At 67.4% G+C, this 19,913-nt stretch carries 21 protein-coding genes; 8 read left to right on the plus strand and 13 right to left on the minus strand.

The genetic code is table 11. The features are described 5' to 3' along the window. Window positions 1-12: 12 nt before the first annotated feature. Window positions 13-552, plus strand: coding sequence for an NUDIX hydrolase (locus tag QMA07_RS03195; protein ID WP_290159994.1), 540 nt, complete (start codon window positions 13-15; stop codon window positions 550-552). A gap of 51 nt (window positions 553-603) precedes the next feature. Here QMA07_RS03195 and QMA07_RS03200 read toward each other — a convergent pair whose 3' ends face one another. From QMA07_RS03200 to QMA07_RS03210, 3 genes are read right to left on the minus strand one after another with little or no spacing between them, the layout of a single operon-like run. Beyond that, the gene (locus QMA07_RS03200; protein ID WP_290159996.1) at window positions 604-1,365 is read right to left on the minus strand and encodes an SDR family oxidoreductase; all 762 of its coding nucleotides are present in this window, start codon (window positions 1,363-1,365) and stop codon (window positions 604-606) included. Further along, window positions 1,365-1,841 (minus strand): dihydrofolate reductase, encoded by a 477-nt coding sequence (locus QMA07_RS03205; RefSeq protein ID WP_290159997.1) that lies wholly within the window; start codon window positions 1,839-1,841, stop codon window positions 1,365-1,367. Before QMA07_RS03205 ends, QMA07_RS03200 begins: the two co-directional genes overlap by 1 nt. Next, window positions 1,838-2,647: a thymidylate synthase gene (locus QMA07_RS03210; RefSeq protein ID WP_290159999.1), complete on the minus strand. Its 810-nt coding sequence runs from the start codon at window positions 2,645-2,647 to the stop codon at window positions 1,838-1,840. Before QMA07_RS03210 ends, QMA07_RS03205 begins: the two co-directional genes overlap by 4 nt. A 96-nt stretch (window positions 2,648-2,743) precedes the next feature. On the opposite strand from QMA07_RS03210, the gene QMA07_RS03215 reads away from it, so the two are divergent. The 3 genes from QMA07_RS03215 (at window position 2,744) to QMA07_RS03225 (ending at window position 4,255) form a co-directional block, all read left to right on the plus strand. Continuing rightward, window positions 2,744-3,157 carry a thioredoxin family protein gene (locus tag QMA07_RS03215; protein ID WP_290160001.1) on the plus strand — a complete coding sequence of 138 codons (414 nt, stop codon included), beginning with the start codon at window positions 2,744-2,746 and terminating at the stop codon, window positions 3,155-3,157. Window positions 3,158-3,179: 22 nt separating this feature from the next. Continuing rightward, window positions 3,180-3,746, plus strand: a complete 567-nt coding sequence (locus QMA07_RS03220; protein WP_290160003.1) for a DUF4395 domain-containing protein — start codon at window positions 3,180-3,182, stop codon at window positions 3,744-3,746. A gap of 83 nt (window positions 3,747-3,829) precedes the next feature. Beyond that, window positions 3,830-4,255 carry an OsmC family peroxiredoxin gene (locus tag QMA07_RS03225; RefSeq protein ID WP_290160004.1) on the plus strand — a complete coding sequence of 142 codons (426 nt, stop codon included), beginning with the start codon at window positions 3,830-3,832 and terminating at the stop codon, window positions 4,253-4,255. Window positions 4,256-4,261: 6 nt separating this feature from the next. Here the strand turns inward: QMA07_RS03225 and QMA07_RS03230 are convergent, their stop codons facing one another. The 6 genes from QMA07_RS03230 to QMA07_RS03255 form a co-directional block, all read right to left on the minus strand. Beyond that, window positions 4,262-4,696: a hypothetical protein gene (locus QMA07_RS03230; RefSeq protein WP_290160006.1), complete on the minus strand. Its 435-nt coding sequence runs from the start codon at window positions 4,694-4,696 to the stop codon at window positions 4,262-4,264. Further along, window positions 4,696-5,436 (minus strand): 4-hydroxy-tetrahydrodipicolinate reductase, encoded by a 741-nt coding sequence (dapB, locus tag QMA07_RS03235; protein ID WP_290160008.1) that lies wholly within the window; start codon window positions 5,434-5,436, stop codon window positions 4,696-4,698. The genes QMA07_RS03230 and dapB overlap by 1 nt, the downstream gene beginning before the upstream one ends. Before the next feature lie 59 nt (window positions 5,437-5,495). Next, the gene (locus tag QMA07_RS03240; RefSeq protein ID WP_290160010.1) at window positions 5,496-6,098 is read right to left on the minus strand and encodes a histidine phosphatase family protein; all 603 of its coding nucleotides are present in this window, start codon (window positions 6,096-6,098) and stop codon (window positions 5,496-5,498) included. Window positions 6,099-6,178: 80 nt separating this feature from the next. Next, window positions 6,179-7,207, minus strand: coding sequence for an aldo/keto reductase (locus tag QMA07_RS03245; RefSeq protein WP_290160012.1), 1,029 nt, complete (start codon window positions 7,205-7,207; stop codon window positions 6,179-6,181). A gap of 214 nt (window positions 7,208-7,421) precedes the next feature. Beyond that, a complete protein-coding gene (locus QMA07_RS03250; protein WP_290160014.1) occupies window positions 7,422-9,698 on the minus strand; it encodes a polyribonucleotide nucleotidyltransferase in 2,277 nt (758 codons plus the stop codon). Between the two features lie 305 nt (window positions 9,699-10,003). Then, complete coding sequence (locus QMA07_RS03255; protein ID WP_290160016.1) at window positions 10,004-11,929, minus strand: GDSL-type esterase/lipase family protein; 1,926 nt, start codon at window positions 11,927-11,929, stop codon at window positions 10,004-10,006. A gap of 154 nt (window positions 11,930-12,083) precedes the next feature. On the opposite strand from QMA07_RS03255, the gene QMA07_RS03260 reads away from it, so the two are divergent. Both QMA07_RS03260 and QMA07_RS03265 read left to right on the plus strand, forming a co-directional pair. Further along, on the plus strand, window positions 12,084-12,656 hold the full coding sequence (locus tag QMA07_RS03260; protein ID WP_290160018.1) for a VTT domain-containing protein: 573 nt from the start codon (window positions 12,084-12,086) through the stop codon (window positions 12,654-12,656). Window positions 12,657-12,695: 39 nt separating this feature from the next. Continuing rightward, the gene (locus QMA07_RS03265; protein WP_091232420.1) at window positions 12,696-12,872 is read left to right on the plus strand and encodes a DUF5302 domain-containing protein; all 177 of its coding nucleotides are present in this window, start codon (window positions 12,696-12,698) and stop codon (window positions 12,870-12,872) included. 59 nt (window positions 12,873-12,931) lie between these two features. Here QMA07_RS03265 and QMA07_RS03270 read toward each other — a convergent pair whose 3' ends face one another. Beyond that, entirely contained in the window at window positions 12,932-14,371 is a 1,440-nt protein-coding gene (locus tag QMA07_RS03270; protein ID WP_290160022.1) for a cation:dicarboxylase symporter family transporter, read from the minus strand. Between the two features lie 160 nt (window positions 14,372-14,531). On the opposite strand from QMA07_RS03270, the gene QMA07_RS03275 reads away from it, so the two are divergent. Both QMA07_RS03275 and QMA07_RS03280 read left to right on the plus strand, forming a co-directional pair. Continuing rightward, window positions 14,532-15,803: an ATP-binding protein gene (locus tag QMA07_RS03275; RefSeq protein WP_290160024.1), complete on the plus strand. Its 1,272-nt coding sequence runs from the start codon at window positions 14,532-14,534 to the stop codon at window positions 15,801-15,803. Beyond that, the gene (locus tag QMA07_RS03280; protein WP_290160026.1) at window positions 15,800-16,495 is read left to right on the plus strand and encodes a response regulator; all 696 of its coding nucleotides are present in this window, start codon (window positions 15,800-15,802) and stop codon (window positions 16,493-16,495) included. Before QMA07_RS03275 ends, QMA07_RS03280 begins: the two co-directional genes overlap by 4 nt. Window positions 16,496-16,567: 72 nt before the next feature. On the opposite strand, the gene QMA07_RS03285 is transcribed toward QMA07_RS03280, so the two are convergent. The 3 genes from QMA07_RS03285 to QMA07_RS03295 form a co-directional block, all read right to left on the minus strand. Next, on the minus strand, window positions 16,568-17,920 hold the full coding sequence (locus tag QMA07_RS03285; protein ID WP_290160028.1) for an FAD-binding oxidoreductase: 1,353 nt from the start codon (window positions 17,918-17,920) through the stop codon (window positions 16,568-16,570). A gap of 80 nt (window positions 17,921-18,000) precedes the next feature. Continuing rightward, the gene (locus QMA07_RS03290; RefSeq protein ID WP_290160030.1) at window positions 18,001-18,645 is read right to left on the minus strand and encodes an FMN reductase; all 645 of its coding nucleotides are present in this window, start codon (window positions 18,643-18,645) and stop codon (window positions 18,001-18,003) included. A gap of 1 nt (window position 18,646) precedes the next feature. Then, a complete protein-coding gene (locus tag QMA07_RS03295; RefSeq protein WP_290160032.1) occupies window positions 18,647-19,870 on the minus strand; it encodes an LLM class flavin-dependent oxidoreductase in 1,224 nt (407 codons plus the stop codon). Window positions 19,871-19,913: the final 43 nt, after the last annotated feature.

Here is a 19,913-nt window from a genome sequence, read left to right on the forward strand (position 1 = left end):
AGGCTCGTCTGCATGACATGGGTCACGCACGGATCGTCCACGGTGTATTCGAATCCCTGGATCGAGGTCAGGGAGGACCGGATCACCGGGCCCGGAGGAGACGGGATCTACGGCGTCGTGACCATGCGCCACGCGGCCGTCTTCGTGGTCGCGATCGACGAAGAGGAACGCGTCTGCCTGGTGACGCTGGAGCGCTACACGACCGGTCGATCGATCGAAGTGCCTGCCGGGGGCAGCGACGGCGAGCACCCGGTCGTGGCTGCTCAGCGCGAGCTCTTGGAGGAGACCGGCTTCGTGGCCGATGAGTGGGTGCCCCTCGGCACCATGAACGCATTGAACGGCATCGCCGACGCTCCGGAGCATGTGTTCCTCGCACGGGGACTGACTCGAGCCGACGGTCCCGCGCACACGCAGGCCGAGGAGGGCATCTCCGCGGTCTCGTGGGTGCCCTTCGCCGAGGTGCTCTCGATGATCGCGGACGGGCGGATCACGGATGGTGAGACCGTCGCGGCGATCACCTACGCAGGCATTCGACTCGGCAGATTTCGCTGACTCGTTCACCGCCGGCTCGCCCTGGGCCGGGAGCACCCGCCACCGAGGACGTCAGACGCGACCGCGCCGTGCGACTCGGGATGTCAGGCCACTGGGCAGCAAGCTCGTGAGGGCGACGATCGCCTTGTAACGCAGAGACGGGATCGAGACGGACTTGCCGCGCGCCGCGTCGCGAAGCCCTTCTCGAACGACTGCGCGCGCATCGAGCCACATGAATTCGGGAACACCCTCGTGCCCCGGTTGCAGCCCCATCCGCTCGTGGAACGACGTGTGCGTGAACCCGGGGCACACCGCGGTGACCGTGACGCGGTCGCGGGAGTACTCCGCATTCGCCCAGCGACTGAAGCCGATCAGCCAGCTCTTGCACGCGGAATACGTCGAGCGCGAGATGAAGCCGGCGACGGATGCGACGTTGACGATGCGGCCACCGCGGCCGCGCATCGACTGCAGCGCAGCGTGCATGAGGCGCATCGACGCCTCGACGTGAACGCGCAGGTGGCGCACCTCGTCGTCGATGTCGTTGTCGGCGAACTGGAGCGGCAGCCCGAACCCGGCGTTGTTGACGAGCAGATCCACCGGATCGGAGGTGTCGCGGAGACGGTCGGCCACGCGCTGGACGTCGCTGTCGACCGACAGGTCGGCGGGGAGCACTTCGACGGCGATGCCGTACTCGCTGCGCAACTCGGCGGCCACGGCCTCGAGGTCGCCCGCAGAACGCGCGACGAGGATCAGGTCGGCTCGGCGTCGGGCGAGCTGGCGCGCGAACTCGGCGCCGAGTCCGGCGCTCGCACCCGTGATCAGAGCGGTGGGCATCAGCGCTCGTATCCGAGGAAGCGGTAGCGGATGCCGGAGCGCGACGTCTGCCACTCCCCCTCGTCGACGAGGCGCCACCCGGCCTTGGACGGCGCGTAGGCGTCACCGGTGACATCGATGTCGAGCTCCGTGACCTCGAGACGGTCAGCGTCGGCGATCACAAGGCGGAAGATCTCCGCTCCCCCGATGATCCAGACCTTGTCGTGGCCGCGCACGGCATCCGTCACCGCCGCTGCGCGACGTGCCCCGTCTGCGGACCAGTCCTGCTGGCGGGTGATGACGATGTTCTCGCGCCCGGGCAGCGGGCGGAAACGCTCGGGAAGCGAATCCCAGGTCTTGCGACCCATGATCACGGGGGCGCCTAGCGTGACCTGTTTGAAATGCGCGAGATCCTCGGGAACGTTCCAGGGCATGCCGCCCTCTGCTCCGATGACGCCGCCATGGGCCTCAGCCCAGATCAGCCCGACCCAGGTCATACCGCGACCGCCGCCCGGATCGGAGCGTGATGCTGGTAGTCCTCGACGATGAAGTCGTCGTAGCCGTAGTCGAGGATCGACTCGGGCTTCCGAGCGAATCGCAGGGTCGGGTACGGGTAGGGGTCGCGAGTCAGCTGTTCGCTCACCTGCTCGAGGTGGTTGTCGTAGATGTGGCAGTCGCCGCCCGTCCAGACGAAGTCGCCGGGCTCGAGTCCGACCTGCTGCGCGACCATCAGTGTGAGCAGGGCGTAGGACGCGATGTTGAACGGCACCCCGAGGAAGAGATCGGCGCTGCGCTGGTAGAGCTGGCAGGAGAGCTTGCCGTCTGCGACGTAGAACTGGAAGAGCGCGTGGCACGGCGCCAGGGCCATGTCGGGGATGTCCGCCGGGTTCCAGGCTGACACGATGAGGCGACGGGAATCGGGAGTCTGGCGGATCTGCTCGATCACCTGCGCGAGCTGATCGATGCTCTCACCGTCGGGCGTCGGCCAGCTGCGCCACTGGACTCCGTAGACGGGGCCCAGATCGCCGGAGGCGTCGGCCCATTCGTCCCAGATCGTGACGCCGTGGTCCTGCAGCCACTTCACGTTCGAGTCGCCTCTGAGGAACCACAGGAGCTCGTACGCGATCGACTTGAAGTGCACGCGCTTCGTCGTGATCAGCGGGAAGCCCTTGGAGAGATCGAACCGGATCTGCCTGCCGAACACGCTGGTGGTCCCGGTGCCCGTGCGATCCGACTTGTGGGTGCCCGACTCCAGCACGTCTCGGAGAAGGTCTTCATACGGCGTCGGGACGGCTGCGCTCATGTGTGCCAGACTACCCGCCCCGGGAACGGAAGAGTCGGATCGTCACGATGCGACACATCGGCCTCGAGGTCGTCGAGTCACCCGTATTCTCTATCCATGTCGCCCGGAATCGCTCTCGCCGTGATCGGAGCGCTGCTCGTGATCGCCGCCGTCGTCGGGATCGTGCTGCGGATTCTCGACGGGCGGCGTCGAGGAGGCGGGCATCTCCTGTTCGATCCTGCCGATGCGGGTGCAGTGCAGCTCGGCTCGCACGCCACGCTCGTGCAGTTCAGCACCGAGATGTGCGCGCGCTGCCCCCAGGTCCGCAGGATGCTGTCGAGCTACGTCGCAGACTCCGACGGGCTGCATCATCTCGAGGTCGACCTCACGCACAGACCTGAACTCTCGGCGCGATACAGGGTCCTGCAGACCCCGACGACGTTCGTCGTGGACGGCTCCGGCGCCGTCCGAGCGCGATTCCACGGCGTGCCGCACCGGCACGCACTCACCGAAGCCCTCGCCGCCGTCTGAACACGCAACGACTGGAGCAGAGATGACCACTCCCGCAGGTATCGACCCCGGCGGTCCGCGCTTCGCAGCCACGATCACGGCCGTGCTGCTGCTCGCTGCGACCTTCCTCGGCCTCATCGGCATCTCGACCGCGAGGTCCTTCGGTTGGTTCGCCTATCAGCCGCTCGCAGCGGCGAGCTTCGATTCCGACACATGGGCTGTGGTCGCCGCGTCGCCCGTCCAGCGGGCGCTCGATCCCGGCTTCCTGCTCACGGTCGTGATCGCTCTGCTCTTCCTGTGGAGCGTGCTCTCCCCCACGACGGCCCCCTGGGGCGTCCTGTTCCGCCGATTCGTGCGGCCCCGACTCGCACCCCCCACCGAGCTGGAGGACCCTCGCCCTCCTCGCTTCGCGCAGGGTGTGGGGCTCTTCGTCGTCTCGATCGGGCTCGTTTTGCACCTCGCCGGCGTGCCGTGGGCGCTGCCCATCGCGACGGCGGCTGCGTTCATGGCGGCCTTCCTCAATGCCGCGTTCTCGTTCTGCCTCGGCTGCCAGATCTATCTGCTGCTGCAGCGTGCCGGCATCGTCGGTCGGACGCCATCCCCGGCCTGAGCCCGGTTCCGCCGGACGCACCCGGTCGATAGGCTGGCCCCACACGCGAGCGCATGTCCAGCGGCGCGAGAACCGGAGGAATCATGCCCGTCACCAGCGAAGCCACCACCACCTGGACCGGATCCCTCGCAGAGGGCTCGGGCACGGTCGCGTTCTCCTCGTCGAAGCTGGGCACCTTCCCGATCAACTGGAAGGCCCGCAGCGAGGGCAGCGACACGACCACCACCCCCGAGGAGCTGATCGCTGCGGCTCACGCCTCGTGCTTCAGCATGGCGCTGTCTCACGCGCTGTCGGAGAACGGCACTCCGCCGGAGCGCGTCAACACGAGCGCGTCGGTCACCTTCAAGCCCGGGGTCGGGATCAGCGGAAGCCACCTGAACGTGAACGCCGTCGTTCCCGGACTCTCGTCGGAGGATTTCCAGCGGATCGCCGCTGAGGCGAAGGTCGGGTGCCCCGTCTCTCAGGCTCTCGCCGGCATCGAGATCACGCTCGAGGCCACTCTCGCCTGAGTGCGATCAGCCGCGGGCTGCGCGGATCGCCTCGCGGATGCTGGCGCGGGCGTCCTTGCGGCGTCCCGCCGCATCCTGGACCACACCGAGGCGGTACCGCGCTCTCCAGTCCGTCGGCGCGGCGTCCGCCTCCGCCGCGTACCTCGCGATCAGCGGGTCCGCGTCCGCTCGGGCGATACGTCCGCTCGGAGTGAGTTCGGACTCCGCCTCGGGCATTCCTCCTTCTGCGTCGAGCGCACGACCGAGCCGATCGGCGGCGAACCCGAACTGCATCTCGCGGATGAGCGCCCAGGCGCCGATCGGAGCGAGCACGATCAACGCGACCCCCATACCGATCGACACGGGTGTCCCGACGGCGAAGAACATCACGGCCAGCCAGACGGCGACCGCCAGATAGACCAGCAGCGCCGCGGCCATGAGGCCCACGCCGATTCGTGACATCACGAGCGGATGCCGATGTCGATCATGCTCTCCAGCCCCACGAAGACTCCGTTCGCTTGCGCCGCGAACGGGACTGCCAACCGGATTCCCGGAGCGTAGGCGAGCGCCGGCTCGACCGTATCGTGAGTGAACGTGAGGGACTCGCCCGGGCCCGAGAGGATGACCTCCTGCTTCGCGATGACGCCGGGACGCCGAAGCGAATGGATCGGCACGCTGCCCACCTGCTGCCCCCTCGCGCGCTGGTCGGCGTGCGGAGCGCTGACGGGCCCCTGCTCGGCTCGGGCCGCCGCGATGAGCTCAGCGGTCCGCACCGCGGTGCCGCTCGGAGAGTCGACCTTCGCCTCGTGATGAGCCTCCACGATCTCGGCCGATCCGAAGAACGGCGCAGCCGCGGACGCCAGTGCTGAGCCGAGCACCGATCCCAGCGAGAAGTTCGGGATGAAGACGGCCCCGGTTCCGGCATTCTCCACGAGTGGACGCACCAGAGCGATGCGCTCCGTGGACCATCCGGAAGTCGCCACCAGGACGTTGAGCTGACGCTCAACCGCCGCGCGAACGACATCGACGCTCACCTGAGGGGTGGTGGCGTCGATCACGAGATCCACCCCATCGAGCTCCGCGAGGTCGCTTCGAGAGGTGAGCACGCGAGTCACCTCGAAGCCCTCGAGCCCATCGATCACCGCACCGATGATCGATCCGAGCTTCCCGGTTCCGCCGACGAGTGCTACCTGCGTGGTCATGCGTTCAGTCTATTTCTCGGCGGCGCCCCGACCGCCGCGGCGGGCCGGGGTATCGGGAATCAGACCGGCATGGCGTCGGGGATGCCTGTGCGCAGCTCGACCGGAAGATGCCCGGTGTCGTTGTGAGTGAGCAGCGTCCACGGACGCCCCTGCTTCTGCGCGATCACGGTCAGCCCGCAGTGCGCCTGATTCAGAGTCATCCACCGCCACTCCGGGGCGCCGAGGACCTCTCGCACGAACCACGAGATCACGAAGTTGTGGGTGATGAGCACCTCGTGCACGTCACCCGGCTTGCGCACCAGGAACTCGTTGACCGCGTCGAACATCTGGGCACGTCCGGCGTCGAGCTCGGCCTCGGTGACCGACCCGAAGAACGGCTCGTACGCCGCGGGGGTCTCGTCGGTCATGCCCGTGGGCACGCAGTCGAAGAGCAGCGCGGTCGGTGCAGGGTCGACTGACGGAAGTCGTTGCGCGATCGCCCGAGCCGTCTCGTTCGCGCGGAGGAGGGGCGAGTGCCAGACAGCATCGAGCGGGAGTCCTGAGAGCCGGTCGGCGATGAGCTCGGCCTGACGCTGGCCGCGTGGCGACAGGGGGCCGTCGGCGAGACCGTGCTCGGCGTCCTGATGTTCACCGTGTCTGACCAGATATATGTAATGCGTCACAAACTCGCTCGCTTCATCGACAGCGTCCGCCGGGATTCACTCCACCCTATGCCAGGTCTGTGACGGAGGCGTTACGACGCTCAGTTGCCAGCGCGCGTGAGTTCGGCGACCTGTGCGCGTGACAGCGTGACGCCGGCGCCCTGCATCAGCTCGTCGACGTGGTCGGTCGCGAAGGTGTTGACGATCGGTGCGGCCACGGTGCGTTGCGCGAGCAGCCAGGCGATGGATACGGCCGCCACCGGAACCTCGAGCTCGGTCGCCACCTGGTCGAGCGCGCGCAGGACCTTCGTGCCACGACGGTTCAGGTGACCGCGCAGCTGCTCTCCGCGCACGCCCTGCGAGGTCAGCGCCTTGCTGCGGTGCCTGCCCGAGAGGAAGCCGTGCTCGAGAGCGTGCGAGGGCGTGACAGCCAGACTCTGTGCCCCGGCGACGAGGCGCAGATCGCCCTCGAACGGCTGACGACGGATGAGGTTGTACGGAGAATCGATCACCTCGATGCGCGGGTACCCTGCGGAGGCGAGGATACGTGCCTCGACCAGCCGCTCCGGCGCGAAGCCGAATGCGCCGAGGGCGCCGATCTTGCCCGCGTCGATCATCCACTCGACGGTGGCGAGCGTGTCTTCGAGGTTCGTCGTCCGGTCGAGCGTCGCGTCGAGGTACAGCACATCGATGCGGTCGACTCCGAGACGCGTGAGCGAGCCCTCGACCGCGCGCACGAGATTCACGGAGCCGAGCCCCGGATTGTCGGCGTGGGCTCCGATCCGCACGCTCAACAGGGCACCATCACGCCGCCCTCGGGACTGCAGCCACTGGCCGATGATGTGCTCGCTGCGGCCGCCGGAGAAGCCGTCGGCAGTGTGGATCGCGTTGCCGCCGAACTCCACGTATCGATCGAGGATCCCGTGGCTCGTCTCGAGATCGACGTTCCAGCCGAACTCCGCCGCACCGAGCATCAGGGGAAAGGTGTCGAGCCCGGTCTCGCCGAGAGGTACGCGGACGCTCTCTCCCACTCCCGGACCGACGATGGGAATCGGCGCGGACGGGTGCTCTGCCGCGCTCTGCTGCCCGCGCTCGGCTGACGCTCCTGCGCCTACGCTGAACAACCGCATATCCTCACCCCCGTCGGCCGGTGCGTGCCGACCTCCGTCACTGCCTCGAATGCACCCCCCGGTGCGTACTTCGAGAGTAAGCGAGATCCGCGAACTCGCTGACCAATCCGTGGAACGGCGCAAGAACTTCGCATAACGGTTTGGTCACGTCGGATACGACGAAGCCCGGGTCATCCACGAAGGATGACCCGGGCTCCGACGAAAGAGCAGTCGATTACTCGGCTGCGACCTCATCAGCAGGCGCTGCGTCCGCTGCAGGAGCGTCATCGAGCACGGGCTCGAGCGAGAGCTTGCCGCGGTCGTCGATCTTCGTGATCTTCACGAGGATCTTCTGACCGACCGACAGAACGTCGTCGACGTTCTCGACACGCTTACCACCGGCGAGCTTGCGCACCTCGGTGACGTGCAGCAGGCCGTCCTTTCCAGGAAGCAGCGAGACGAACGCACCGAACGTGGCGATCTTGACGACAGTTCCGAGGAACTGCTCGCCGATCTCCGGGTTGGTCGGGTTAGCGATCGCGTTGACCTGGGCACGGGCGGCCTCGGCCGAGGGACCGTCGGTCGCGCCGATGTAGACAGTGCCGTCCTCCTCGATGGAGATCTGCGCACCGGTCTCGTCCTGGATCGCGTTGATCGTCTTGCCCTTCGGGCCGATCAGCTCGCCGATCTTGTCGACCGGGATCTGCACGCTGATGACGCGAGGCGCGGTCGGCGCCATCTCGTCGGGCGCGTCGATCGCGGCGTTCAGGACGTTGAGGATCGTCAGACGAGCATCGCGGGCCTGCGTCAGCGCACCGGCGAGAACCGACGTCGGGATGCCGTCGAGCTTCGTGTCGAGCTGGATGGCGGTGATGAACTCACCGGTACCCGCGACCTTGAAGTCCATGTCGCCCAGAGCGTCTTCCGCACCGAGGATGTCGGTGAGCGCCGCGTAGCGGGTCTCACCGTCGACCTCGTCGGAGACGAGGCCCATGGCGATGCCGGCGACGGGTGCACGCAGCGGCACACCCGCGTTCAGCAGCGACAGGGTCGACGCGCAGACGGAACCCATCGACGTGGAGCCGTTGGAGCTCAGCGCCTCGGAGACCTGACGGATCGCGTAGGGGAACTCCTCGCGGCTCGGCAGAACCGGCACGAGGGCGCGCTCGGCGAGGAAGCCGTGCCCGATCTCGCGACGCTTCGGCGAACCGACACGGCCGGTCTCACCGGTCGAGTACGGCGGGAAGTTGTAGTGGTGCATGTAGCGCTTGCTCGTGACGGGCGACAGCGAGTCGATCTGCTGCTCCATCTTGAGCATGTTCAGCGTGGTGACACCCAGGATCTGGGTCTCGCCGCGCTGGAAGATCGCCGATCCGTGCACGCGCGGGATGACCTGCACCTCGGCGTCGAGCGGACGGATGTCCGCCAGTCCACGACCGTCGATGCGCGCGCCCTCGGTGAGGATGCGACCGCGAACGATCTTCTTCGTGACGGACTTGTACGCCGCGGAGAACTCGAGCGGTGCGGCAGCCGGAAGGTTGCCCGCCTCGGTCGCCTCGATGAGCTCGGCCCTGACGCGATCCTTGATCGCATCGTCGGACGTCTGACGCTCGACCTTGTCGGCGATCTGGTAGACGCCGACGAGGTCGTCGTAGGAGCGGCCGGCGACGAAGTCGTAGACCTCCTGGCTGTATGCCGGGAAGACCGGGTAGACGCCCGGCTCCTTCGACGAAGTCGATGCCAGCTCGGCCTGAGCCTTGACGAGCTGAGCGATGAACGGCTTCGATGCCTCGAGACCCTGCGCGACGATGGTCTCGTCGGGCTTGGTGGCGCCGGCCTTGATCAGGTTCCAGCTGCCCTCGGTGGCCTCGGCCTCGACCATCATGATCGCGACGTCTTCGGTGCCATCGGACTTGGTGACGACACGGCCGGCGACGATCAGGTCGAACACGGCCTCCGACACCTGCTCGGCGTTCGGGAACGCGACCCACTGGTCGGCGTGCTCGCCGTGGCCGGGGATGAACGCGAGGCGCACACCGGCGACGGGACCCGAGAACGGAAGACCCGAGATCTGCGTCGACGCGGAAGCCGCGTTGATCGCGAGAGCGTCGTAGAACTCGCCCGGAGCGATCGACATCACGGTGATGACGACCTGGACCTCGTTGCGCAGACCGTCGACGAACGACGGACGCAGTGGACGGTCGATCAGACGGCAGACGAGGATCGCCTCGGTGGAGGGACGACCCTCACGACGGAAGAACGAGCCGGGGATCTTTCCTGCGGCGTACGAGCGCTCTTCGACGTCGACCGTCAGCGGGAAGAAGTCGAAGCCCTCGCGGGGGTGCTTGCCCGCGCTGGTGGCGGAGAGGAGCATGGTCTCGCCGTCGAGGTACGCGGCGACTGCGCCCTGAGCCTGCTGCGCGAGGCGGCCGGTCTCGAAGCGGATGGTGCGGGTGCCGAAGCGGCCGTTGTCGAGAACGGCCTCGGTGGCGGTGATTTCAGGACCTTCCAAGAGGTCTCTCCTTCTTTGTTTAGACTCGCGAGTCCGTATGACGAGCGAGCGCATTCATGAAGGAGCGGATCCTGACGGATATGGGCGCGCGGGCATTCCCGCGAATCTCACCTGCGCTGGCCACCAGTAGAAAGCCACCCGACGTCGCGCCGAGGAACCCACCACAGGGGACCAGCTCTCCGCCGATCGCTCCATGAGTCGATATGAAATTGTCCGGTCGACATACGCCGACCACGTCCAGCCTATCAGCGGGACATTGAAAGTCCGCGTTCTGGCTGGCCCCCACGCCGCGACAGCCCCGGGAGTCAGCCGACCGTGACGTCCCGCGGGGCGCTCGAGCGCCCGAGATAGACGTAGTCGTCATGCTTCGCTGCGCGTCCGTCTCCTGCCGTGCGTCCGTGCAGGCGTCGCCACACCCACGGCAGCGCATGCCGACGCCACCAGAGCCCCGCCCCGATCGCCTCGTTCTCGTGCAGAGCCGCATCGAGCGCACCGAGCGCGTCGGCATGTGGCACCGCGAGCACCTCCCCCGCGCGGTATGCGAGGAATCTGTGGCCACGACTGCTCAGGTGCACGAGGTCCTCGCCCCAGTTCGGGCGGTCGGGGAGCGACGGATGCAGGTCCGTATCGATGAGGATCGCACCTGTGCGCGCCGCGATGCCTGTGAGTGCAGTGGCGAACGTCGCGAACCGCTTCGTGTACATCATTGCCGCGCGCCGACGGGGAAGGAACGGCGTGACGAGCAGGACATCCGCTCCGATGCTCCGGAGCCGAATGACTGCACCCTCGAGCTCTGCGGCGAGCGCCCGCACGTCGACATTGGGCTTGACGAGGTCGTTGGCGCCGATGAGGATCGACACGAGATCCGGTTCGAGTTCGAGTGCTCGCGGAAGCTGCGTGGTGCACACGTCTCGCACGCGCTTCGACCTGATCGCGAGGTTCGCATAGTGCAGCCCTCCTCGAGCGGCGAGCAGGAGCGCGAGTCGGTCAGCCCATCCGCGCAGCGCGCCATCAGGGGCCGGGTCGCACAGCCCCTCGGTGAGCGAGTCACCCAATGCCACGTATCGCTGCCAGCGACGCGCATCGACAGGTACGCCGGGCTCGGGGCGGGTGACGCGGCGAGCGCGTAGTCCGGCATCCACGGCACGGAGTTCCCGTGCTTCGTCGAAATGTCCCAGGAGCTGATCGCAGATGGCCGCCCAGCTGCGCCCCTGCACCGCCTCACGTCCTGCTGCTCCGAAGTCCCGGCGTTTGCGTGCGTCCCCGGTGAGGTCGGCGACGCGCATGCGCAGATCGTCGAGATCGCCGGGACGATAGAGCCATCCGTCGATCCCCATGCGCACGATGCCGAGCGGGCCACCGCGTCCGGTCGCGATCACGGGCACTCCGCTCGCGTGCGCCTCCTGCAGGGTCTGGCCGAAGGTCTCGCTCTCCCCCGGGTGCACGAACACGTCGAACGATGCCATCGCTTCTGCGAGAGCATCGCCCTCGAGGTGACCGAGGAAGAGAGCGCCGGGCATCAGGGCTTCGAGTCTGGGCCTGCTCGGTCCGTCGCCCGCGATCACGAGACGCGTCCCGGGGATCGTCTGCAGCGCAGCCAGGTCCTCGACCTGCTTCTCCGGGGCGAGTCGGCCCACATAACCGATCACGACCTCGGCGCCCCACTCCGCGCGCAGCGTCGCACTGCGTCGGGCCGTCTGGAACCGCTCGGCATCCACGCCTCTCCCCCACCGACGGACGCGATCGACACCGAGTGCGGCGAGCTGGTGCGCCGAATCGGCAGACGGTGCGAGCGTCAGGGTCGCCCGCCGGTGGAGCCGCGCGATGTGCGACTGTGCGATGCCCGTCGCCGCAGGGATGCGGTACCTCTGCGTGTATGCCGCGACATCGGTCTGGTACGCGGCGACCGAAGCCACGCCGAGGTGCTCTGCGGCGAGCGCGCCTCGCCAGCCGAGAGCGAAGGGCGAGGCCAGATGCACGACGTCCGGAGCGAAGCGACGCAGCGATGCCGCAACCTGTCGCGCCGGCGAGGTTCCCACCCGCACGTCGCTATAACCGGGGAGCGCGAGGCTGGGCACGGGTTCGACGGCGGCGCCATGGACCTGAGCGGGCATGCCGACCGCTTGGGGTGCGATCACGTGCGCTTCATGGCCTGCGCGTTCGAGGTGGCCGAGGATCTGCAGGACGGATCCGGTGACACCGTTCATGTGCGGAAGGAAGGACTCTGTCACGATCGCGACTCTCACAACCCCAGGATGCTGCCACCGACACACGTGGTAGTGCGGAAACGGGCCTCGGCACCAGAAGTTCACCGGATGCTGGAGCGCTGGTCACCGGCTATCCGGACGTTGGTTCCCGTTCACCTGAGCCGAGCACTGTGGAGGAGTGCCGAACGACCTGCTCAGCGGCCCGTGGGCCCTCGCGATCATGAGCCTCCTGGTTCTCGGCGACTCGTTCTTCGTCGTCATCCCCGGGGAGATCGCGGTGACCGCGCTCGGTGCCATCGCGTCGACCACAGGTGCTCCCCCTCTCTGGGCGGTGATCGTGTGCGCGGCAGCGGCGGCCGCGGCAGGCGACGCCGCCTGCTATCTCATCGGTCGCACCGTCGGCACCGATCGCTGGCGATGGATGCGTGCGCCGCGTGTGCGCCAGGCCCTCAGTTGGGCGCGACGCCGCCTGGACGGTGGGACGGCCACGGTGCTCTTCACCGCACGGTTCGTGCCGTTCGCGCGTCTGGCGATCAATCTCGTCGCCGGCGCATCGCGCATCCACCCGGGCCGATACCTGCTGCTGGTCTCCGTCGCGGCTCTCGGGTGGGCTGGATACCAGGCGTCCGTCGGTGCCGTCGTGGCCGCGCTCGTGCCAGGTGGGCCCGCGGTGGCTGTGCTGGTGTCGGTCGCTGTGGCGGTCGGGCTCGGCGCGGTGATCGACCTCGTGTCCCGTCGCGCCCGGAAGTGATCCACCCGGCGGTCAGGGGCGTGCCCTAGGCTGGCGAACATGAGCACCGAAGAAGGCGCCTCCTCCAGCGAGGAGATGAAGCGCAAGTTCAAGGAAGCGCTCGAGAAGAAGAACGCGCACCACCGGCAGGGCGAGGCCCACCTGGATGGCGACTCCGCCGTCCACGGCGCGCCCGCCCCGCAGACGCGGCGCGAGTTCCGACGCAAGAGCGGTTGACCACACGGATGCGGGAGCCGACGATCGTCGACTCCCGCATCCCTCTTCTCCGCTACTGCTCAGTTCTGCACTGCACGAGCCCGCGCTCGCTCCTCTTTCGCGGCCATCTCGTCGAGCGCCGACTCCTTGAGCCCCTGGATGTCGACCGCCTTTCTCTCGTCTGCCATCCCGTGGTCATCCACACCATCGAGCGTCGACTCTTCGAACGGCAGGGCGCCGCTCAGCACCTGCTGCACCCGCTCGCGATCGATCTCACGCGTCCAGGTGCCGATGAGCAGAGTCGCGACCGCGTTGCCGGTGAAGTTGGTCAGCGCGCGCCCCTCTGACATGAACCGGTCGATGCCCACGATCACGCCCACGCCGTCGACCAGGTCGGGGCGGTACGCCTGCAGACCACCGGCGAGCGTGGCGAGTCCGGCGCCGGTGACACCGGCGGCTCCCTTGCTCGCGATGATCATGAACACCAGCAGGCCGATCTGCTCGCCGATCGTCATCGGCTGGCCCATGCCGGTCGCGATGAAGAGCGAGGCCATCGTCAGGTAGATCGCCGTGCCGTCGAGGTTGAAGGAGTATCCGGTGGGAACCGTGATCCCGACGACCGGCTTCGAGACGCCGATGTGCTCCATCTTGGCGATGAGACGAGGGAGAGCGGACTCCGACGACGAGGTGCCCACGATCAGCAGGTACTCACGGGCGAGGTACTTCACCAGGCTGAAGATGTTCACCCGGGTCACCGCGAACAGCAGCGTCCCCAGCACGACCACGATGAACAGGATGCAGGTGATGTAGAACGCGATCATCAGCACGCCCAGACTCCAGATGGCGGCGATGCCCGTCTTCCCGACCACCGCAGCGATCGCTCCGAAGGCGCCGAGCGGCGCGAGCCACAGGATCATGCCGAGGATGCGGAACACCAGCTTCTGGAGGTTCTTGACCGCGTCCATGATCGGGGCGCCCTTGTCTCCCAGTCCCTGGAGCGCGAAGCCGACCAGCAGTGCGATGAAGAGCACCTGCAGCACGCTCTCACCGGTGAAGGCGGAGAAGAAGGTCGTCGGGATGATCCCGAGGATGAACTCAGTCGTGGTCTTGGCTTCGGTGTCGGTGGTGTCGTAGTTCGCGTTGGCCATGTCGAGACCGGCACCCGGGTGGATGATGTTGCCCACCACGAGACCGATCGCCAGAGCGAACGTCGACATCACCATGAAGTACAGCAGCGCGAGGCCGCCGATCTTTCCGACGGTCGCGGCCTTCGCGATCGAACCGACGCCCACCACGATCGTGCAGAAGATGATCGGTGCGATCATCATCTTGATGAGCGAGACGAAGCCCTTGCCGATCGGTTCGAGGCTCTGACCGACCTCGGGCCAGATGAGACCGACCGCGGCTCCGAGCACGACCGCGATGATCACCGAGACATACAGCCACGTGTGCCTGTCCCACGCCTGCTTGCCGCGTCGCCAGTGGAATCCGGGAAGCGAGAACCCTGTCGTGATGGCCATGTTTTCCTCCTTGATCATGAACGTCTTCGTCTCATGCCCTCGGGCGCCCTCGCCTTCGGTAAGCTCACGCTCGCGGACTTCGCACGGCGACGCCATTTGTGGTCGTATTGGTCTCCACCGATATGCCGGATCCGCGATCACCGACGAGCGAAGGGACGCGATGAGACCCGCCCGCAGTGTCGCCTCACGCGTGTTCGTCGTGCTCCTGATCGCGGCGCTCCTCGTCGGCGGCCTGGTCGCCGTCTTCCTCGTCATCGATGCACAGCGCACCACCCACGCGGAGGCCGAGCGGGTCACGGCGGCGACTGCCGTGACACTCGCCGCGTCGCCACTGGTGACCGAGGCGCTGGCCACCGGCGACTTCCCCTCCGCCACGGCGGTCCTCGAGCCGTACGCACTCGATGTGATCGCCGGCGCCGATCTGGACTTCGTGACGATCATGACTCCGGACGGCACGAGGGTGACCCACCCCGACATCGAGCAGATCGGTGAGAAGTACCTCGGCACGATCCCCGGCACCTCTCGGACCTTCACCGAGGTCTTCACCGGGACTCTCGGCCCGTCAGTGCGGACGATCGTTCCGGTCGACTCTGCCGACGGGGAACTGGTCGGCTGGGTGTCAGCAGGGGTGACGACGGAATCGATCTCCGACACACTGATCCGCCGGCTTCCGCTGTCGCTCGGGATCACCCTCGGACTGGTGGCTCTGGGCGCTGTCGGAGCCTGGGCCGCTCGCCGGTTCACGCGGCGCATCGCGGGCGATCTTCCTCCGGGGCAGGTGCGCGACGCCGTGTCCTCGTACGAATCGCTGCGGACACTCGGCGATGCTCTGCGGGCGCAGACGCACGAGCACGGCAACCGCATGCACACCGCCGTCGCGCTGCTCGAGCTGGGCCGCTCGGAGGAGGCGATCGGGATCCTGACGGAGACCTCGCGGCAGAGCCAATCTCTCGTCGATCAGGTCACCGCGCGACAGGCCGGCGACCCTACAGTGGGCGCCCTCCTGCTCGGCAAGGCCTCGCAGGCGAAGGAACGAGGCATCGACTGGCGATTGCAGATCGATCCCGACACTCCCCAGTCGCCGCTGTCTCCGGTCGACAGCGTGGCCGTCCTGGGCAACCTGATCGACAACGCCATGGACGCCGCATCCGCCGGCCCCGAAAGATGGGTCCAGGTCACGCTCGAGCCCTCAGCCGACGGCGGCATCGTGCTCGCCGTCTCGGACAGCGGGCCCGGAATCGCTCCCGAACTCCGAGCGCGGATCTTCGCACACGGATTCTCGACCAAACCTGCCGGCACTCACGGGCGCGGGGTCGGACTCGCCCTCGTGCGATCCGTCGTTCTCGGGGTCGGCGGGACAGTCGATCTCGAGTCCGACCCGACGACGTTCCGGGTGGTCCTGCCACCGACGAGAAAGAGGCGAGTCCAGTGATCCGCACGCTGATCGTCGATGACGACGCTCTGACGCTCGAGCTCCACCGCTCCTACCTCGAGCGGATCGACGGGTTCATGGTCGCGGGCGAATGCACCCGAGCGCGTGCCGCGGTGAGCGCCGTGCTCGAGCAGCCGGCCGACATGGCCTTCGATCTCATCCTTCTCGACATCACCATGCCCGATGGTTCAGGCATCGATGTGCTGCGCGCACTCCGCGCGCGTGCGGCGTCGGTCGATGTGATCGCGATCACCGGTGTCCGCGATGCCGACAGCGTGCGGCAGATGGCCGCTCTCGGCGTGTATCAGTATCTCGTCAAGCCGTTCTCCTTCGCGGTCTTCGACGAGCGTCTCACTGCATACCGAGCGCACCGCGAGAAGGCGAGATCCACCGACGGCGAAGCGACGCAGGCAGAGATCGACGCACTACTCGGGCGATCGACGAGAGCCATCCCTGTTCCGAAGGGTCTCTCCGAGGCGACTCTCCAGAAGGTCATTGCCGAGCTCCGCACAGCCGGCGCTCTCTCGGCGAGCGAGGCAGCCCAGAGACTGGGGATGTCGCGGGTGTCCGTGCGACGATACCTCGAACATCTGGCTTCATCTGGAATCGTCCTCCGCAGCGCTCGCTACGGTGCTCGCGGACGCCCCGAGACCGAGTACGAGTGGAATCGGCGCACCGACGGATCCGCTTGACCCCGCACTGTCGGATGCCGTTCCATGCTCCCGACTCGAAGCCGCTGGCTGGGTCCGTCCCTCCGCTCCGGGTCAGCGCGGGAGACGACCCTCGTGGAACAGCGCCTCAGGGTCGGTGATCGTGCGTACACGACGAAGGCGATCGATCGATGCCGTCTGGCCGCAGCGCTCCAGGGTCTGCCCAGGGACGAGGAATGTCGGTACGGTGTGGGGTGCCGCCGCCCTCGCCACAACATCGCTGAATCCCGCGATGCTCGCGCCGCCCGGCTCGCTGGGGACTCCCGGGAATACCGGAACCAACGCATGAAGCAACCATTCGACTCCCCGAAGAGTCGCGAACCCGGCTCGTCGCGGCCTCTCCAGAGCCCCGCCGAGCATGCGGATGTCGATGCCCATGATCGGCCACTGCTCCGGCTGCTCTCGGAACCGCATCAGCCCGTCGATCATGTCGTCGTCGAGCGATGAGAGCGCGGCCGACGCGCCGCGTCCGGGTGTCGGGTCAGTGGGCTCGCCGCTCGACTCCGAGATGAGCCGGGGTGATGTGGGACCCGAGACCTCGCGCTGCACGGTGCCCGCCCGAACCAATGCGCTGACCAACAGCTCGGCCGGGCCGTTCGTCGACAGCGCCTGGACCGTGAAGAAGCTGCGACCGCGGATCTCTTCCGGAAGCTGCGGGACATCGGGCATACGCATCGAGTTCATGAACACGTTCAGCGACGAGGGTGCATCGACGGCGAGGTCTCGGACCGCGCGCATCACGGCCGCGGCATCCCCCGCACCGAACGTGAGCTCTGCCCCCCACACGGCGGGTGCAGCCACCAGGTCGATCTCGAGGGCTGTGACGATGCCCATGACCCCGCCGGCGCCCCGCAGCGCCCACATGAGATCGGGGTCGCTGTCATCGTCGACGCGCTCATGCTCGCCGTCGCTGCGCAGCATCCACACTGCGCGGAGGTTGTCCGACCCCAGCCCGGCGGTGCGACTGAACCACGAATGACCGCCGCAGAGGGTGTAGCCCGCGACGCTGACCACCGGGCTCGTTCCGGCCGGAGCGACCCAGCCGGTGCCGTCGAGCGCCTCGACCACAGCACCCCAGCGGACGCCACTGCCGACGCGCACTGTTCCGGCTTCGAGGTCGACCTCGAGGTCGTCGAACGCGTCCATTCGCACGATCACGGCACCGGACAGGTCGCCGGACGCACCATGCCCGGTGGGTTGCACCGCGATCGTGACGCCCGCATCGCGCGCTGCCCGGACGAGCGTGCGCAGATCGCCGAGATCGGCTGGAACAGCGACTCCGGCCGGACGCTGCTCGATCGCGAGGTTCCACGGTCGACGGGCGTCGTCGAACCCCTGGTCTTCCGGAAGGAGGAGGGTTCCGCGAAGCGCGCGACGAGCAGCATCCAGCACCGACAGGTAGGCCATGACGTCACCGTACGATGCCCGTCGGACATTGTCGATGGCGTCATGACCCACCGTGCGGCCCGTCTTCCGGGCTGCGGGCTCTACTCTCCGGCGAGACCGCCGAGCATGTGACCGAACGACCTGCCCTCTCCGAGATACGTCGCAGGGTCGTACGGGTCGGCGGCCGCAGCCACCTCGCGCTTCGCGATCGCCTCGGCCAGCTCGCGCGCACCCTTCTCGACGCGCTTCGCGAGTGGAGCGATGTCGTCTCCGCCACCGCCCCAGTCGCTGGATGCGGCGAAGACTCCGGTCGAGACCGCGTCGGCATGCAGATAGGCGAAGAGCGGTCGGATCGCGTAGTCGATCGCGAGAGAGTGCCGAGCCGTGCCGGCGTTCGCTCCGATCAGCACGGGCTTGCCGGTGAGCGCATCGGGGTCGAGCACGTCGATGAACGATTTGAACAGCCCGTTGTAGCTCGTCGAGAAGATCGGCGTGACGGCGATGAGTGCATCCGCCGAGACCACGGTGTTGATCGCAGACTCGAGAGCCGGCGGCGCGAATCCGGTGAGCAGGTTGTTGGTGATGTCGTGCGCGTAGTCGCGCAGCTCGATCACGTCGACGTTCGCCTCGATGTCGTGACCGGCGAGGGCCTTCACGGTCTCGGCCGCGAGACGATCCGCGAGCATCCGGGTGGACGACGGATTCGAGAGCCCTGCAGACACGACAGCGATCCGACGAGTGGTCATCTCAGGCTCCCTTCCGGCTGAGGCCGAACGCCGCCCCCGCCGGAGCGGGAGAGTCCTGGTAGGGCGAGTCGCCCGTCAGGTTGTCGCCGCGGTTGGCGCCAGGCCGGGCCTGACGAGTCGGACCGTCGCCGTACTCGGCCTTCACCCGTGCCACGTGAGTGGGGGCGTTCGGCACGCTCTCCGGACGGTCCTTCGCGAGTTCCTTGCGGAGCACCGGCACGACCTCGGAGCCGAGGATGTCGAGCTGCTCGAGCACGGTCTTCAGCGGCAGACCCGCGTGATCGATCAGGAACAGCTGGCGCTGGTAGTCGCCGTAGTGGTCGCGCATCGCGGCGTAGCGATCGATGACCTGCTGAGGCGAACCCACCGTCAGCGGAGTCATCTCGGTGAAGTCCTCCATGCTCGGTCCGTGACCGTACACGGGGGCGTTGTCGAAGTACGGGCGGAACTGGTTCACCGCATCCTGCGACTTCGCCGCCATGAAGACCTGACCGCCGAGGCCGACGATCGCCTGCTCGGGCGTGCCGTGACCGTAGTGCGCGTAGCGTTGACGGTACAGCTCGATCAGGCGCTGGTAGTGCTCCTTGGGCCAGAAGATGTTGTTCGCGAAGAAGCCATCACCGTAATAGGCCGCCTGCTCCGCGATCTCCGGCGTGCGAATCGATCCGTGCCACACGAACGGTGCGACGCCGTCGAGGGGGCGCGGCGTCGAGGTGAAGCCCTGAAGCGGGGTGCGGAACTTGCCCTCCCAGTTCACGACGTCCTCACGCCACAGCTTGTGCAGCAGTGCGTAGTTCTCGATCGCGAGCGGAAGACCCTGCCTGATGTCCTGACCGAACCAGGGGTAGACGGGCCCGGTGTTGCCGCGCCCGAGCATGAGATCCATGCGGCCGTCAGAGACGTGCTGCAGCATCGCGTACTCCTCGGCGATGCGCACGGGGTCGTTCGTGGTGATGAGAGTGGTCGACGTCGAGACGATCAGACGCTCCGTCTGCGCCGCGAGTGCGGCGAGGAACGTCGTGGGACTCGACGACCAGAAGGGAGGGTTGTGGTGCTCACCGATCGCGAAGACGTCGAGACCGACCTCTTCGCTGTGCTTGGCGATCGCCAGCGTCGCCTTGATCCGCTCCTGTTCACTCGGCGTCTCACCGGTCGTCGGGTCGCGGGTGATGTCGCTGACCGACATGATGCCGAACTGCACCGGAACGCCTGCCTGCTCGCTCATGATTGCTCCGTCTTCTCCGAATCGGGTGCGTCGCATCCGATTC

This window comes from Microbacterium sp. APC 3901, assembly GCF_030407765.1.
Classification (GTDB): Bacteria; Actinomycetota; Actinomycetes; order Actinomycetales; family Microbacteriaceae; genus Microbacterium.